14 protein-coding genes are annotated in these 14,723 nt (G+C 68.3%); 7 read left to right on the plus strand and 7 right to left on the minus strand.

All coding sequences use genetic code 11. The annotated features are described in order from the left end of the window. Positions 1–5: 5 nt before the first annotated feature. The 6 genes from LG391_RS02195 to LG391_RS02220 all read right to left on the minus strand — a co-directional run bounded on the left by LG391_RS02195 (position 6) and on the right by LG391_RS02220 (position 6,986). A complete protein-coding gene (locus tag LG391_RS02195) occupies positions 6–1,514 on the minus strand; it encodes an ankyrin repeat domain-containing protein (protein WP_225765690.1) in 1,509 nt (502 codons plus the stop codon). Between the two features lie 651 nt (positions 1,515–2,165). After that, positions 2,166–3,284 carry an acetoin dehydrogenase dihydrolipoyllysine-residue acetyltransferase subunit gene (locus LG391_RS02200; RefSeq protein ID WP_225765692.1) on the minus strand — a complete coding sequence of 373 codons (1,119 nt, stop codon included), beginning with the start codon at positions 3,282–3,284 and terminating at the stop codon, positions 2,166–2,168. Beyond that, on the minus strand, positions 3,281–4,312 hold the full coding sequence (locus tag LG391_RS02205; RefSeq protein WP_225765694.1) for an alpha-ketoacid dehydrogenase subunit beta: 1,032 nt from the start codon (positions 4,310–4,312) through the stop codon (positions 3,281–3,283). Before LG391_RS02205 ends, LG391_RS02200 begins: the two co-directional genes overlap by 4 nt. A gap of 12 nt (positions 4,313–4,324) precedes the next feature. Continuing rightward, positions 4,325–5,293 carry a thiamine pyrophosphate-dependent dehydrogenase E1 component subunit alpha gene (locus LG391_RS02210; protein ID WP_225765704.1) on the minus strand — a complete coding sequence of 323 codons (969 nt, stop codon included), beginning with the start codon at positions 5,291–5,293 and terminating at the stop codon, positions 4,325–4,327. 126 nt (positions 5,294–5,419) lie between these two features. Continuing rightward, entirely contained in the window at positions 5,420–6,058 is a 639-nt protein-coding gene (locus LG391_RS02215) for an OmpA family protein (protein WP_225765706.1), read from the minus strand. 64 nt (positions 6,059–6,122) lie between these two features. Then, a complete protein-coding gene (locus LG391_RS02220; protein ID WP_225765709.1) occupies positions 6,123–6,986 on the minus strand; it encodes a lytic transglycosylase domain-containing protein in 864 nt (287 codons plus the stop codon). A gap of 130 nt (positions 6,987–7,116) precedes the next feature. Between LG391_RS02220 and LG391_RS02225 the strand changes: the two genes are divergently transcribed. The 7 genes from LG391_RS02225 to lepB all read left to right on the plus strand — a co-directional run bounded on the left by LG391_RS02225 (position 7,117) and on the right by lepB (position 14,017). Next, positions 7,117–7,845: a FadR/GntR family transcriptional regulator gene (locus LG391_RS02225; protein ID WP_225765712.1), complete on the plus strand. Its 729-nt coding sequence runs from the start codon at positions 7,117–7,119 to the stop codon at positions 7,843–7,845. Next, the gene (locus tag LG391_RS02230) at positions 7,842–9,020 is read left to right on the plus strand and encodes a PLP-dependent transferase (RefSeq protein ID WP_225765714.1); all 1,179 of its coding nucleotides are present in this window, start codon (positions 7,842–7,844) and stop codon (positions 9,018–9,020) included. The genes LG391_RS02225 and LG391_RS02230 overlap by 4 nt, the downstream gene beginning before the upstream one ends. Before the next feature lie 28 nt (positions 9,021–9,048). Next, entirely contained in the window at positions 9,049–10,317 is a 1,269-nt protein-coding gene (locus tag LG391_RS02235) for a sugar ABC transporter substrate-binding protein (protein ID WP_225765716.1), read from the plus strand. Between the two features lie 144 nt (positions 10,318–10,461). Further along, a complete protein-coding gene (locus tag LG391_RS02240) occupies positions 10,462–11,385 on the plus strand; it encodes a carbohydrate ABC transporter permease (protein WP_225765719.1) in 924 nt (307 codons plus the stop codon). A 1-nt stretch (position 11,386) separates the two neighbouring features. Continuing rightward, entirely contained in the window at positions 11,387–12,238 is an 852-nt protein-coding gene (locus LG391_RS02245) for a carbohydrate ABC transporter permease (protein WP_225765721.1), read from the plus strand. Positions 12,239–12,290: 52 nt separating this feature from the next. Then, positions 12,291–13,229, plus strand: a complete 939-nt coding sequence (locus tag LG391_RS02250; RefSeq protein ID WP_225765723.1) for an acetamidase/formamidase family protein — start codon at positions 12,291–12,293, stop codon at positions 13,227–13,229. Between the two features lie 311 nt (positions 13,230–13,540). Then, on the plus strand, positions 13,541–14,017 hold the full coding sequence (gene lepB, locus LG391_RS02255) for a signal peptidase I (RefSeq protein ID WP_255646482.1): 477 nt from the start codon (positions 13,541–13,543) through the stop codon (positions 14,015–14,017). A 17-nt stretch (positions 14,018–14,034) separates the two neighbouring features. Here the strand turns inward: lepB and LG391_RS02260 are convergent, their stop codons facing one another. Continuing rightward, the gene (locus LG391_RS02260; RefSeq protein WP_225765725.1) at positions 14,035–14,703 is read right to left on the minus strand and encodes a peroxiredoxin; all 669 of its coding nucleotides are present in this window, start codon (positions 14,701–14,703) and stop codon (positions 14,035–14,037) included. Positions 14,704–14,723: the final 20 nt, after the last annotated feature.

Here is a 14,723-nt window from a genome sequence, read left to right on the forward strand (position 1 = left end):
GCCGCTCATGCGCCGGAGTCGCCTACCGATCCGCCCTTCAGCACCGCGGCGACCTCGGGATGGCCGAAATGCTCGGCCCAGCCCAGCGGGGTGCTGTCGTAGGTCCGGTCGCGCAGGGCCGGGTCCGCCCCGTGCCGCAGCAGCAGGCGGGCGCCGCGCGAATCGTTGGCCCAGCCGGCCGCCATGTGCAGCGGGGTGACGTCGGCCGTATCGCCCCAGACGACCCGGCGGTTGACGTCCGCGCCCTGCCCGATCAGCCAGTCCGCCGCCTCCGCCCGATGGCTCAGCAGCGCCCAGTGGAGCGCGGCGCCGTTGTGGGGCGCGCCGTCGATGTCGGCACCGCGGGCCAGCAGGGCGGCCATCGCCTCGATCCGGCCGCTGCGCGCGGCCCAGGTCAGCGCCTCGTCCAGGATCTCCTGCGGCGAATCGGTCATGTGCCATTCCGGGAAGCCGCTGTGAGGGCGGTAGAAGCCGCGGTGATGCCCCGCCTCCGGCCGCAGGGTCCCGTCGGCCTCGAAGAAGAGGCCGATCAGGTCCATCCGCCCGAGGCCGGCGGCGATGCGCAGGTTGAGCGGCGCCACCACCTCCGCCGCCAGCCTTTCGGCCACCGTGCCGTGGCCCCAGAACAGCGCGACTGCCAGCGGCGTGCCGCCGTCGCCATAGGCCTCGGCCTCGACCGGGCTGCCCGCTGCGATCAGCCGGTCGAGCAGGGCCAGGCGCGCCTCCCGGTCGCCGCGGCCGCCGCCATAGGCGATGTCGTGCAGCGGGCCCCAGCCCTTGTCATTGGTGAGCGACGGGTCGGCGCCGGCGTCGAGCAGGTCGCCGGCCAGCACCAGGCGGTTCATCGAGATCGCCAGCATCAGCAGGCGGTTGCCGTTGGTCCCCTTGGCGTTGACCAGGCCGGGATGCGACGACAGCACCGCGGCCAGGGCGCCGCGGTCGTCGCCGCGGATCGCCTCGAAGGCGGTCCGGAACGGCTCCTCCACCCGGCCGGCCTGCATCGCCTCGATCCGCTCGGCGAAACCGGTCCAGTCGTCGAAGCCGTGGCTGCGGGCCACGATCAGCTCGGCGTCGGCCTGGCTCAATTCGGCGGCGCGGATCTCGGCCTCCGACGCCGCGGCGAATCGCGGATGGAAGCGCTGCGCCAGGCGCAGCGACCCGGCCTCGCCGGTGCGGTGATTGCTGCGAATGCCGGCGGCGCGGTCGCGATAGTATTGCAGCTCGGTCTCGAAGGGCCGGGCGATCTCCGGCAGCTCCCCGGCCAGATGGGCCTGCAGCTTTGGCCAACTGGCGAAGCCGTATTCGCGGGCGATCACCCATTGCGCGTCGCTCAGCTTCGCCGCGGCGGCAAGCTCGGCATCGGCACGATGAGCCAGTCGCGGATGGCTGTAGCGGAACCGGGCGATCGCCTCGGCCTCGCCGGCGCGCAGCGCCTTCAGCAGGTCCTTGGCGCGCTTCTTCTGCTGCTCCGGATCGGGCGATGCGGGCAGGTCGCGGGCATAGGGATGAGGCATGGCGCTCCTCCTTTCACAGGCCCGGCATCCGCATCACGGGCAGAAAGAAGGATCGGCGCAGGAAGGCTGCTCTCTCGCAAGTGGGCGCTGCCCTTCCCGCGGACCGGATGCGTCTTGCACGCGGGACGGAGGCTAGCGGGCCCTCCGGCGGGCCGCAAGGGCCTCCGGCGCCGGCGATGCCGTCGGCCCCGGCCGGGCATCGGCCGTCACCTGGGGTTTCCGATGATCGCTGAGCTGCGAGACATTGCTCCTGGCCGGAGCGGGCGGAGGCCCCGGTTGAGATATTCGCCATTGCTCGTGCGACAGAAACTCAAGTCCAAAATAAATCCAGTCTTTGCGCAAAAAGCCTCCGGTTCCGAAATATCCCTCCCAAGCCCTGAAAATGGCTCCGAGCGCCTTGATACTTCGGATGGATCTCATGGGATCGCCCTCCTTTCGAAGGGAATTCACTAGTCCATATCTATGTCATACAAATGACAATTCTCACGAAATCTGTCCTGAAGACGAAGAATCCATGAGAATCTGCTTTGCCGCTGGCGAACTCAGCCGCAGAATCTGCTCGTGCAGCGAGTAGGTTGGGTTCGCCCGGCGAACCCAACACTCTTCGATGATCAGGCGATGCAATGTTGGGTTCGCAATCGCGAACCCAACCTACGCGGCCGCGATGAACGCCTCGATCAGACGGTTCACCTCGGCCGCGGCTTCCATATGGACCATGTGGCCCTTGCCGTCGAAGCGGTGGACCGGGACCGAAGCCGGCAGTCCATCGGCATGGGCGGCCGGCAGGATGGCGTCCGCCGTGCCCCAGATCACCTGGACCGGCACCTTGGCACCGCCGATCCGGTCGCGCAACGACGCCGCCTGGCGGCCGCCGGGGAAGACAGCGCCGGCGATCGTCTTCAGCGCCGCCTCGACCCCGTCCAGGCGTTTGTACTTCAGCACGTCCTCGACCAGGTCGCGGGTCACCAGCTCCGGATCGGCGAACAGCGCCTCGAGATGCGGCTTCAGGTCCTTGCGCTTCTGCGCGCCGATGAAGCCGTCGATATAGCCGCCGTTGATCTCCGCCCCGAGTCCGGCCGGGGCGATCAGCGTCGCCGAGGCCACCCGGTCGGGCGCATCCAGCGCCAGGGACAGCGCCACGGCGCCCCCCATGGAATGGCCGGCCAGATGCGCCCTGGCGATCCCGGCGGCATCCAGATAGGCCAGCACCGCGCCGGCCAGGGCCGCGATGTCGCCCGCGCCCACATCCTTGCCGGAGCCGCCATGGCCCGGCAGGTCGATGGCGTGGACCGGACGGCCGGCCAGCGCCGGCTGGGTGAACAGCCAGTTGTTGAGGTCGCCGCCGAAACCGTGGATCAGGACGATCGGCGTGCCGTCGCCCTCCCCCGTCACCAGGGCCCGGATCGGCCGGCCACCGGCCTGCACGATCTTGGGTTCCGGCGGCGGGGCGGCGCTTTCCGCCGCGGCCGCTACCTCGGCCTGGGAGGCCTCGATGAAGCGGGCGAGCTCGGCCTCGTCGACCCCGCCCTCGACCACCACGCCCCGCAGCGCGCCGACCGGCGGGGCCGGGCCCTCCGCCGCCCCCCGCCGGCGCAGCGTGCCGCCGACCGGCGATTCCAGCGCGTTGGTGATCTTGCTGGTCTCGATGTCGACGATCTCGGTGCCCGGCTCGATCCGCGCGCCCTCCTCCGCCGTCCAGGCGGCGAGCAGGCCCTCGGTCATCGCCAGGCCCCATTTCGGCATCGTGATCGGGTGAATCGTTCCCGTCATTCCGCGGCCTCCCGCCGGTCCGGCGCGCCCATCACCGTGCGCACCGCCGCCGCCACCTTGTCGGCGTTCGGGATGTACAGGTCCTCCAGCGCCGCCGAGAACGGCACCGGCACATGCGGCGGCGACACCATCTTGATCGGCGCCTTCAGCGCGCCGAAGGCCTGGTCCGCCACCTGGGCCGAGATGTCGGTCGCCATGTTGCAGCGCGGGCTGGCCTCGTCCACCACCACCAGCCTTCCGGTCTCCTCCACGCTCTCCAGGATCGTATCCAGGTCGAGCGGCGAGGTCGTGCGCGGGTCGATGATGGCGCAGTCGACGCCTTCCTTCGCCAGGACATCCGCCGCCGCCCTGGCCATCTGCACCATGCGGCCGATGGCGACGATGGTGACGTCTTCGCCCTCGCGCACCAGATTCGCCTCGCCGAAGGGGATGGTGTAGGGCTCGTCCGGCACCTCCTCCTCCATGTCGTACAGCACCTTGTGCTCGAAGAAGATCACCGGGTCGTCGTCGCGGATCGCCTGGATCAGCAGGCCCTTCGCCTCATAGGGCGAGGACGGGATGACGCATTTCAGGCCGGGGATGTGGGTGAACACCGGGTACAGGCACTGGCTGTGCTGGGCCGCGGCGCGGAAGCCGGCGCCGTACATGGTGCGGATGGTCAGCGGCGTCACCGCCTTGCCGCCGAACATGTAGCGGAACTTGGCGGCCTGGTTGAAGATCTGGTCGAAGCAGACGCCCATGAAGTCGACGAACATCAGCTCGGCGACGGGGCGCAGCCCGCTGGCCGCGGCACCGGCCGCGGCGCCGATGAAGGCGCTCTCGGTGATCGGCGTGTCCAGGACGCGGCTGGGCCCGAACTCCTTGTACAGCCCCTTGGTGACGCCGAGGGGCCCGCCCCAGGCGTCCTGCTCGCCCGGCGAGCCGGAGCCGCCGGAGATGTCCTCGCCCATCAGGATCACGCGCGGGTCGCGCCGCATCTCCTGCGCCAGCGCCTCGTTGACCGCCTGGCGGAAGCTCTTCCTGCTCATGCCCTGCCTCCCTCAGTACGAGACGTAGACGTCGGTCAGAAGATCGGCCGGCCCCGGCACCGGGGCGGCCTTGGCGTCGACCACGGCGCGGTCGATCGCCTGCCTGATCTCCGCGTCGATGGCCTCCATCTGCGCGATCTCCAGCAGCCCGGCCTCGGTGACCCGGCTGCGGAACAGGTCCAGGCTGTCGCGCTGGGCCCGGATCGCCTCGACCTCGCCGGGGGCGCGGTAGGTCTGGGCGTCGCCCTCGAAATGGCCGTAATAGCGGTTCAGCTTGACTTCGAGCAGGGTCGGGCCGCCGCCGGAGCGCGCCCGCTCGACGGCCTCCCGCGCCGCTTCCCACACCGCGAAGAAGTCGTGGCCATCGACCTGGACGCCGGGCATGCCGAAGGCCTGGGCGCGCTCGACGATGTCCTTGCAGCTGACCGAATACTTGCTCGAGGTCGCCTCGGCATAGCCGTTGTTCTCGAACACGAAGATCGCCGGCAGCTTCCACACGGTGGCCAGGTTCATCGCCTCGAAGGTGGTGCCCTGGTTCGACCCGCCGTCGCCGACGAAGGCCACGGCGACGCCGCCGGTGCCCAGCGTCTTGGCCGCCAACGCGGCGCCGCAGATCAGCGGCGGGCCACCGCCGACGATGCCGTTGGCGCCCATCATGCCCTTGGACAGATCGGCGATGTGCATCGACCCGCCCTTGCCGCCGCACAGCCCGTCGCGGCGGCCGTAGATCTCCTTCATCATCGCCACCGGATCGCAGTCCTTGGCGATGCAGTGGCCGTGGCCGCGATGGGTGCTGGCGATCGAATCGCGGTCGGTCAGATGCAGGCAGACGCCAACGGCGCTGGCCTCTTCACCGGCATAGAGATGGACAAAACCCGGAATTTCCCCGGTGGCGAATTCGAGATGGACCCGATCCTCGAACTCCCGGATCAGGCGCATCTGGCGATAGGCACGCAAAAGGTCATCGCGACTCAGCTGCATGGCCGTTCCTCCCGTTGCGGATCTTATGTCCGGCAAACAGCCTAACGCGCCGTCCTTCGGGTTGGGAACCCGTTGCGTACCGCCTCCGCCTTTGGTCGAAGAAATCCTGTCCGGATCAGCCTCGGCTCACTGGCCGTTGGGCCGGATCGTCAGCTCCACCCGCCGGTTCTCCTGCCGCCCGGCGGCCGTGGCGTTGCTGGCCTTCGGCTGATCCTCGCCGACACCGCCGATATTGATCCGCGGCGGATAGACCCCGCGCGAGGAGATGTAGTCGGCGACCGAGCGCGCCCGCGCCTCCGACAGCCGCTGGTTGTATTCGGCCGGGCCGGTGTTGTCGGTATGGCCGACCACGTCGATATAGGTGTTGGTGTACTGGTTCAGCGTCGCCGCGACGCTGTCGAGCGGGCCGTAGAAGGCCGGCCGGATAGTCGCGGAATCGGTGGCGAAGGTGACGTCGCCCGGGATCTCCAGCACCAGGTTGTCGCCGCGGCGGTTCACGCCGATGCCGGTGCCTGCGAGATTGCGCCGCAGCTCGGCCTGCTGCCGATCCATGTAATTGCCGATGGCGCCGCCCGCGAGCGCGCCGACGCCGGCGCCGATCAGCGCGCCCGTGCCCCGGTTGCCGCCGCTGACCAGGGCGCCGATGCCGGCCCCGGCCAGGCCGCCGGCAGCGGCCCCGCCGATCGTGTTCGGCGCGCTGTCGAACTGGCAGGACGCGACCGAAGCGGCGAGTGCGACCACGATCAGGCATTTCGGGAAACGCATGACATCCTCCCTCGCAGGCAGTGGATTGAGGATCGGTGCGAAGCGGCGGGACTTCAAGTCCCGCTCAGTTGCGCAGCACGATGCAGGCGCCGCCGGCCCGGCGCAGGCGGCTGCAGAACTGGTTGCCCTCGGCCCGGCTCTGCGCCGGCACGCTGACCCGGTAGAATCGCCGCGTGCCCATGCTGAGCATGCGGGTGCCGACGATCATCGGCTGGATCCCCGCCATCAGCTGCGGAAAGCGCCGGCGGACGCGGTTGTAGGACGCCAGCGCCCGGCCCTTGGAGAAGTTGCCGGCGATCTGCACGTGCCAGGGCGCGGTCGGCGAGACCAGCTCGTCCCGGTCCGCCTCGGTCTTCAGCGACGCCAGCAGCTCCAGGCAGGATTTCGGGCTGCCGTCGAAGCTGGGGACGCTGCCGTCGGCCTTCGGCACCCAGTCGTCGGCCGGGCGCTTGGTGACGAACAGCACGTAGTCCTCGGTCTCCAAAGGCAGGAAGCCGCGGCCGCCGACCCAGCTCTCGACCCGGTTCGGCCCGGCATTGTAGCCGGCGGCGGCGAGGCCGAGATTGCCGAACTGGTCGCGCAGCTCGGCCAGGAAAGCGGCGGAGGCCGGCAGCGCCGTCTCCGGGTCGAAGGGGTCCTCCAGGTCGCGCAGCTTGGCGGTGCCGGGCATGAACTGGGCTACGCCCTGCGCCCCTTTCGGGCTGACCGCGCGCGGCCGGAACCGGCTCTCCTTCCAGATCAGCCGGGTGAAGAACTCCAGCGGCAGGTTCTCGGCGGCGGCGGATTGCTCGATCAGCCGGCACACCGCCTGCTCGACCGTCTCGTCCTTGCCCTGCGCCGCACCGGCTGCCGACGACAGCAAGGCGCAGACGATCGCAATCCAGCCCAACGAACGCATGCGCAGCCACATCACCGTCGAATCGAGCACCGGCAATCCCGTAAGGATATTGCGATTTGGCGCCGCCGTAGCCTCCACCTTAAACCGATATTGACGGCATTCGATACATCCGTCCAAAGTGGTCGGGATGTCAGACCAATTTTGACGCCCTGCCGCCGCGATGTCCGCCCGCCTCCGCCCTTCCCTGCTGCCGGTCCGCACGCCGACGCGTGACGAGGCGGCGCTGGCGGCGATCGCGGAGCATGTCGAGCGCGCCGGCATCAAGCCCGGCGAGCGGCTGCCGCCCGAGCGCGAGCTGGCGGAGCAGCTGCAGGTCAGCCGTTCCACCGTTCGCGAGGCGCTGAAGCGCTGGGAGGGCCTCGGCATCGTCGAGATGCGCAAGGGCAGCGGCACCTATCTCAAGGTGCCGGTATCGACCGCCAGCATCCACATGCCGCTGACCATCGACCGCGCCTCCGACGTCGCCACGCTGCTGCACACGCTGGAGGTGCGGCGGGCGTTGGAGGGCGAGGCCGCGGCGATCTGCGCCCGCCGGGCGACGGAAGAGCAGATCGCCGAGATCGGCCGCCGCCTCGACATCATGGAGGCGCACCACACCAAATACGGCGACGCGCCGGAGCAGGACTGGGAGTTCCACCAGTCGATCTTCCGCGCCACCGAGAACCCGATCTTCGGCCAGATCCTGGCCAGCATGCGGGACGCCTTCCACCGCTTCTGGGAGAACCCGCTGGACATGCCGGATTTCGCCGGCCGCACCTTCCCCTATCACCGCGTGATGTATGACGCGATCGTCCGGCGCGACCCGGACGGCGCGCGCGCCGCCGCGCTGACCATCATCGACATGGTCGATGAGGACATCCGAGACGCCGACCGCAGACGGACCCGATGACCGACGATTTCCCCGCCCCCGACGTCTTCGGGGCCGCCACCACCCTGGCGCATGACGACAGCTTCCCCGCCGGCGCCGTGGTGCCGCCGATCTACCAGACCTCGCTGTTCACCTTCGCCAGCTATGCGGAGATGGAGGCGGCATTCTCCGGCCAGGTGAGGCGCCCGGTCTATTCCCGCGGCGACAACCCGACGGTGCAGGAGTTCGAGCGCAAGGTGGCGGCGCTGGAGGGGGCCGAGGCCGCCCGCGGCACCGCCAGCGGCATGGCGGCGATCAGCGCGGCCGTGCTCAGCATCGCCGGGTCCGGCGACCGCATCCTGTGCACCCGCCATGTCTATGGCGACGCCTACCGCCTGTTCGAGAAGCTGCTGCCGCGGCTGGGCATCACCGTCGATTATGTCGACCTGGGCGACCTGGGCGCGGTCGAGGCAGCGCTGCCGGGGGCGAAGCTGCTGTATCTCGAGAACCCGACCTCGATGATGTTCGAGCTGCAGGAGATCGGGCGGCTGGCGGCGCTGGCCAAGGCGCAGGGCGCGGCCACCATCATCGACAATTCCTGGGCCACGCCGCTGTTCCAGCAGCCGATCCGGCACGGCGTCGACCTGGTGGTGCATTCGGCCTCGAAATACCTGTCGGGCCACAGCGACACGGTGGCCGGGGTGATCGCCGGCTCAGCCGAGCGCATCGCCCGGGTCAACGACATCACCCACCCCTATCTCGGCGGCAAGCTGTCGCCCTTCGAAGCCTGGCTGCTGGTCCGCGGCATGCGCACCCTGCCGCTCAGGATGCGGCAGCACCAGGAGAGCGGCCTGGCCATCGCCCGCCGCCTCGCCGACCACCCGCTGGTCACCCGGGTGCTGCACCCCGCCTTCTCCAACCACCCGGGCGGCGCCACGCTGACCGGCCACAGCGGCCTGTTCTCCTTCGAGGTCGAGGAGAAGGTCGACGTGGTCCGGCTGGTCGACGCGCTGAAGCTGTTCAAGCTCGGCGTCAGCTGGGGCGGGCATGAGAGCCTGGTGGTCCCGGCCCGGGCCACGCTGCGCCAGGCCCAGGGCCCGAATTCCTTCGCCGCCTTCGGGGTCTCGCCGCGCCTGGTCCGGCTGGCGGTCGGGCTCGAGGACACTGAGGACCTGTGGGCCGATCTCGAGCGCGCGCTCGCCGGCTCCGTCACCTGACACTCGCTTTGCAAACAGGGAGGCAACAATGAAACGTCTGATGCTCCTGGCCGGCCTGGCCTCGATCGCCTTCACCGGCCCGGCGCTGGCCGACACCAACCTGAAGCTGGTCGAGGTCATCACCAGCCCGCAGCGCACCGAGTTCCTGAAGGGCCAGATCGCCAAGTTCGAGGCCGCCAACCCGGGCGTGAAGGTCGAAATCGTCTCGCTGCCCTGGGGCGAGGCCTTCGAGAAGTTCCTGACCATGGTGCAGGCCGGCGAGACCCCGGACATCGCCGAAATGCCGGAGCGCTGGATGTCGCTCTACGCCAACAACGGCCAGCTCGAGGACCTGTCCTCCTACATCGCCAAGTGGGACGAGGCCTCGACTCTGAGTGACCGGACGGTGCAGTTCTCGAAGACCGTGAACGACACCCCCTACATGGTGCCCTACGGTTTCTATCTGCGCGGCCTGTACTGGAACAAGAAGCTGTTCCAGGAGGCCGGCATCAAGGAGCCGCCGAAGACGCTCGACGAGTTCATGGACGTCTCGAAGAAGATCGCGGCGCTGGGCGGCGGCAAGACCGGCTACTGCCTGCGCGGCGGCAAGGGCGGCACCGGCGGCACCGCCTTCTTCATGCTGACCATGGACGGCAAGGGCACGTTCTTCAACGAGGACGGCACCTCGACCCTGGGCGACGAGGGCGCGGCCAAGGGCATGCAGTTCCTGGTCGACCTGTACAAGGCCGGCGGCGCGCCGAAGGACAGCCTGAACTGGGGCTTCAACGAAACCGTCACCGGCTTCTACTCCGGCACCTGCGCGATGCTGGACAACGACCCGGACGCCATGATCGGCATCCTCGACCACATGAAGCCCGAGGATTTCGCGGTGGCGCCGATGCCGCTCGGCCCCGGCGGCCACGCCTATCCCTCGATCGGCTATGCCGGCTGGTCGATGTTCGCCAACAGCGAGCACAAGGAGGAGAGCTGGAAGCTGATGTCCTTCCTGCTCGACGCCGACCAGAACATCGAATGGGCCAAGTTCGTCGGCGTCCTGCCGATCCACAAGGGCGCCGAGAAGAACGAGCATTTCGCCGGCGAGCGCTATGCCGGCTGGTTCCAGGAGCTGAACGACCCGCGCTGGCAGCCGCTGCCCTGGCCGGCCCATCTCGAGGAGTTCGGCTATTTCTTCGACGTGATGTCGGTGCAGAGCTTCCAGGAGGCCCTGCTGGGCCAGAAGCAGACCGCCGACGTCGCCAAGGAGTGGGCCGACTACCTCACCGCCGCCCAGCAGAAGTTCCTGGCCAGCAAGAAGTGACGCGGCAGCGGGACATATCGACCCGCGGCCATTCCCAAGCCGTCATGGCGAGCCCCGAAGGGGCCTGGCCATCCAGGGCCGCTCGCACCGGCCACTGGGCGCTGCGCGCCTCGCCATGACGGATTCAAACTTGCGATGGCGAGTATGACCGTGACCCATGCGATCCCAGGCACCCGCCCGGGATCTTTCCGCCGCGCGCTGGGCAACGCGCTGGAGCCCTGGCTCTATCTCAGCCCGGCCATCATCCTGCTGACGCTCAGCATGCTGGTGCCGCTGATCGTCGGGCTGTCCTATGCCTTCCAGAATTTCTCGCCGTTCGGCAAGGCCACCTGGGTCGGGCTGAAGAACTTCGAGATGCTGGTGCACGACGCCAATGTCTGGCGGGCGCTCAAGAACACCGTCTGGTGGACCGTCGGCAGCCTGGTGTTCCAGTTCCTCGGCGGGCTCGGCCTGGCCCTGCTGCTGAACCGGCCGTTCCGCGGCAAGCGCGTGGTCCAGGCGCTGGTGTTCCTGCCCTGGGCGGTGCCGACCTTCCTGTCCGGCCTGGTCTTCGCCTGGCTGTTCAACCCGGTGGTCGGCCCCCTGCCCTACTGGATGGCCGATCTCGGCCTGCTGCCGGAGCCCTTGAACATCCTGTCCGACCCGGACCTGGCGATGTGGGGACCGATCCTGGCCAATATCTGGTTCGGCATCCCGTTCTTCGCCATCACCCTGCTGGCGGCGCTGCAGGCGATCCCGTCCGACTTCTACGAGGCGGCGGCGATCGACGGCGCCACCGCCTGGCAGCGCTTCACCCAGATCACCATCCCGTTCCTGGCCCCGACCATCGCCATCACCGTGCTGCTGCGCACGATCTGGATCGCCACCTTCGCCGACCTGATCTGGGTGATGACCAATGGCGGGCCGGCCAACGCCACCAGCATCCTGTCGACCTACATCTTCGCCCAGGCCTTCACCCGGCTGAATTTCGGCTACGCCTCGGCCGTGGCGACGATGCTGCTGCTTCTCCTCCTGCTCTATGCCGCCATCCTGATCCGGATGCGCAAGAGCCTGCTCGCGGGGCAATGAGATGACCATCGTCGGACGCTCGCCCCTCGGCCGCCTCGCCGGCGGCATCGGCTTCTATCTCGGCATCGGCGCCTATCTGCTGTTCGCGCTGTTCCCGCTGTACTGGCTGGTCAAGATCTCGGTCACGCCGACCCGGCTCCTGTTCTCCGAAGGCATCACCTTCTGGCCGTCGGAATGGACGCTGGGGAACTTCGATTCGGTCCTGACCGCCAGCAACTTCCCGCGCTATTTCCTGAACAGCGTCATCGTCTCGGTCGCCACCGCGGCGGTGGTCACGCTCTGCGCCTCGGCCTCCGGCTACGCCTTCTCGCGCTTCCGCTTCAAGGCCAAGCCGGCGGTGATGTTCGTGCTGCTGCTGACCCAGACCTTCCCGCTGGTGATGATCATCCCGCCGGTCTACCGGCTGATGGCGCCGCTGGGCCTGACCAACAACCTGATGGGGCTGATCGTCATCTACAGCGCCTTCAACGTCGCCTTCGCCACCTTCCTGATGCAGTCCTTCTTCGACGCCATCCCGAAGGACCTGGAGGAGGCGGCTATGATCGACGGCTGCAGCCGCTTCCAGGCGCTGCGCCGGGTGGTGCTGCCGCTGACTCTGCCGGGCATGGGGGCGACGCTGGGCTTCGTCTTCACCGCGGCCTGGAGCGAGATGCTGTTCGCGCTGATGCTGATCAACTCCGACAGCCAGAAAACCTTTGCGGTCGGCCTGTCGACCTTCGTCGCCAAGTTCGGCGTCGACTGGGGGCAGATGACCGCGGCCTCGGTGCTGGCGCTGATCCCGGTCTGCATCTTCTTCGCCGTGATCCAGCGCTATCTGGTGCAGGGGCTGACCGCCGGCGCCGTGAAGGGTTGAACCGGCAACCGAAAGAGACGAGCGTGTCGGCTCCACCGGAGGGGACCCGATCATGTCGCGACACCATGTGCCCGCGTCGGCCGAGACCTGTGCCTGGGGCTATTTCGACGCGACGCGAGAGCCGGTGCTGACGGTCGACAGCGGCGACACGGTCGTGATCGACACCGTGACCGGAGGGCCGGAGGTGCTGCCCAATGGCGATTTCCATATCCCGCCCGAGCTCCACGAGATCCACCAGCGCTGCGACCGTTCGACGCCGGGCCACATCCTGACCGGCCCGGTCGCGGTCCGCGGCGCCAAGCCTGGCCGGGTGCTGGAGGTGCGGATCCTCGACGTCTCGCTGCGCCAGGACTGGGGCTACAACGTAATCCGGCCGCTGGCCGGCACCCTGCCCTATGACTTCGAGGATTCGCGCCTCCTCAACATCCCGCTCGACGCCGGGCGCGGCACCGCGCGCCTGCCCTGGGGGCTGGACCTGCCGCTCCGGCCCTTCTTCGGCGTCATGGGCGTGGCACCGCCGAAGGGCTGGGGCCGGATCAGCTCGATCCAGCCGCGCGCCCATGCCGGCAACATCGACAACAAGGAGCTGGTGGCCGGCACCACCCTCTACCTGCCAGTGTTCACCGACGGCGCCCTGTTCTCCTGCGGCGACGGCCACGGCGCCCAGGGCGACGGCGAGGTCTGCGTCACCGCGATCGAGACGGCGCTGCAGGGCACCTTCCAGCTGATCGTCCGCGACGATCTCGGCTTCACCTATCCCCGCGCCGAGACGCCGACCCACCACATCACCATGGGGATGGACCCCGACCTCGACCGCTGCGCCGAGATGGCGCTGCGCGACATGATCCGGCTGCTCGGCGAGACCGCCGGCCTGTCGCGCGAGGACGCCTACACCCTGTGCAGCCTAGCCGGCGACCTGCGGATCACCCAGACGGTGAACGGCTGCAAGGGCGTGCACATGATGATGGCGAAGGAGCTGCTGGGCCGATGACGGAAAGGCCCGAGCTCAGCTGAGCCCGGGAGGCGAGATGACATCAAATCAGCTCTCCGCCATCATCTGTGATTGAGATCGCTATTGGGACCGGAGGCCATGGTCGGACGCCGTGCGGCACTGCTTCTCCTTGGCTCCGCGGGCCTGTCGCTATCCGCACGCTCCAGCCAATCGGCCCCGCCTCAAGCCAAACTTGATAGCGCAGCCATCATCGCGCGCTTCTCTCAGGCCGGAATTCCGATCGACATCTTGCGTGTCGCCAGCGGAGCGATGATCCGGAACTGGAAGTCGACGATGCCGTCCTTGCCGACCTGCGGACGGCCGGACAGTTGCCGAAGCGGGGCGAGGTCGTCGTCTTCAGGCGACCGGATGGCGATGGCAAGGCGATGTTTCGCGTGATTGGCCTGCCGGGAGACAAGATCGCCGTGAATTCGGGACAGCTGACCCTGAACGGCATCAGAGTTGCCCGGGCTCCTCAAGGGACGATCAGAAGGCAAGTTCCCGAGCGATGGGAAACTTTGAGCGTATACTCCGAGACGCTCCCGGAGGGCCTATCTTATGAAGTCGCGGAATCCCCTACACCCGGCCGTTTCGACGAGATTCCGGAGACGGCAGTTGCAGCAGGAGCCATATATGTCTTGGGAGACAATCGCGACTATGCCGACGACAGCCGCTCTGCGCAGTTGGGGGATATCCCGCTCGATCACATCGTCGGCCGCGTCGTGTTCCGGCTGCGGCCCGATCCCAGCTGGCTGGTGCCGCCGGAGACGGTTCCCGGGCTCGGCTGAGCCCGGGAACGCGATCATCAGTCGCGCGGCTGAGCAACGGTGCGGAGATAGGGCTTGAGGGTCTTGAAGCCGGCCGGGAACTTCTGTTTCGCCTCCTCGTCCGAGACCGAGGTGACGATGATGACGTCCTCGCCGTTCTTCCAGTCGGCCGGCGTCGCCACCTTGTGCTTGGCGGTCAGCTGCAGCGAGTCGATCACCCGCAGGATCTCGTCGAAGTTGCGCCCGGTGGTCATCGGGTAGGAGATCACCAGCTTGATCTTCTTGTCCGGCCCGATGACGTAGACGTTGCGCACGGTCTGGTTGTTGACCGCGGTGCGGCCTTCCGAGGTGGTGCCGGCATCGGCCGGCAGCATGCCGTAGAGCTTGGAGACGACGAGCTCGGAATCGCCGATCACCGGGAAGTTCGGGGCGACACCTTGCGTCTCCTTGATGTCCTGGGCCCAGCTCTCATGCCGGTCGACCGGGTCGGCGCTGAGGCCGATCACCTTGACGTTGCGCTTGTCGAATTCGGGCTTCAGCTTGGCCACGGCGCCGAGCTCGGTGGTGCACACCGGGGTGAAGTCCTTGGGATGCGAGAAGAGCACGCCCCAGGACGAGCCGAGCCAGTCGTGGAAGCGGATCCGCCCCTCGGTGGTCTCGACTTCGAAATCGGGCGCGTCCTCACCAATCGCGAGCGGACCGGCCATTTTTACCTCCAATTAGCGTT

This window comes from Inquilinus sp. Marseille-Q2685, assembly GCF_916619195.1.
In the GTDB taxonomy this organism is placed as follows: Bacteria; Pseudomonadota; Alphaproteobacteria; order DSM-16000; family Inquilinaceae; genus Inquilinus.

What these genes read in the sequence shown, in the direction of transcription:
- LG391_RS02205 (WP_225765694.1), bottom strand. Translation starts at nt 4,312, where the DNA reads ATGAGCAGGAAGAGCTTCCGCCAGGCGGTCAACGAGGCGCTGGCGCAG.
- LG391_RS02215 (WP_225765706.1), bottom strand. Translation starts at nt 6,058, where the DNA reads ATGCGTTTCCCGAAATGCCTGATCGTGGTCGCACTCGCCGCTTCGGTC.
- LG391_RS02200 (WP_225765692.1), bottom strand. Translation starts at nt 3,284, where the DNA reads ATGACGGGAACGATTCACCCGATCACGATGCCGAAATGGGGCCTGGCG.
- LG391_RS02225 (WP_225765712.1), top strand. Translation starts at nt 7,117, where the DNA reads ATGTCCGCCCGCCTCCGCCCTTCCCTGCTGCCGGTCCGCACGCCGACG.
- LG391_RS02195 (WP_225765690.1), bottom strand. Translation starts at nt 1,514, where the DNA reads ATGCCTCATCCCTATGCCCGCGACCTGCCCGCATCGCCCGATCCGGAG.
- LG391_RS02235 (WP_225765716.1), top strand. Translation starts at nt 9,049, where the DNA reads ATGAAACGTCTGATGCTCCTGGCCGGCCTGGCCTCGATCGCCTTCACC.
- LG391_RS02210 (WP_225765704.1), bottom strand. Translation starts at nt 5,293, where the DNA reads ATGCAGCTGAGTCGCGATGACCTTTTGCGTGCCTATCGCCAGATGCGC.
- LG391_RS02230 (WP_225765714.1), top strand. Translation starts at nt 7,842, where the DNA reads ATGACCGACGATTTCCCCGCCCCCGACGTCTTCGGGGCCGCCACCACC.
- LG391_RS02250 (WP_225765723.1), top strand. Translation starts at nt 12,291, where the DNA reads ATGTCGCGACACCATGTGCCCGCGTCGGCCGAGACCTGTGCCTGGGGC.
- LG391_RS02240 (WP_225765719.1), top strand. Translation starts at nt 10,462, where the DNA reads ATGACCGTGACCCATGCGATCCCAGGCACCCGCCCGGGATCTTTCCGC.
- LG391_RS02260 (WP_225765725.1), bottom strand. Translation starts at nt 14,703, where the DNA reads ATGGCCGGTCCGCTCGCGATTGGTGAGGACGCGCCCGATTTCGAAGTC.
- LG391_RS02245 (WP_225765721.1), top strand. Translation starts at nt 11,387, where the DNA reads ATGACCATCGTCGGACGCTCGCCCCTCGGCCGCCTCGCCGGCGGCATC.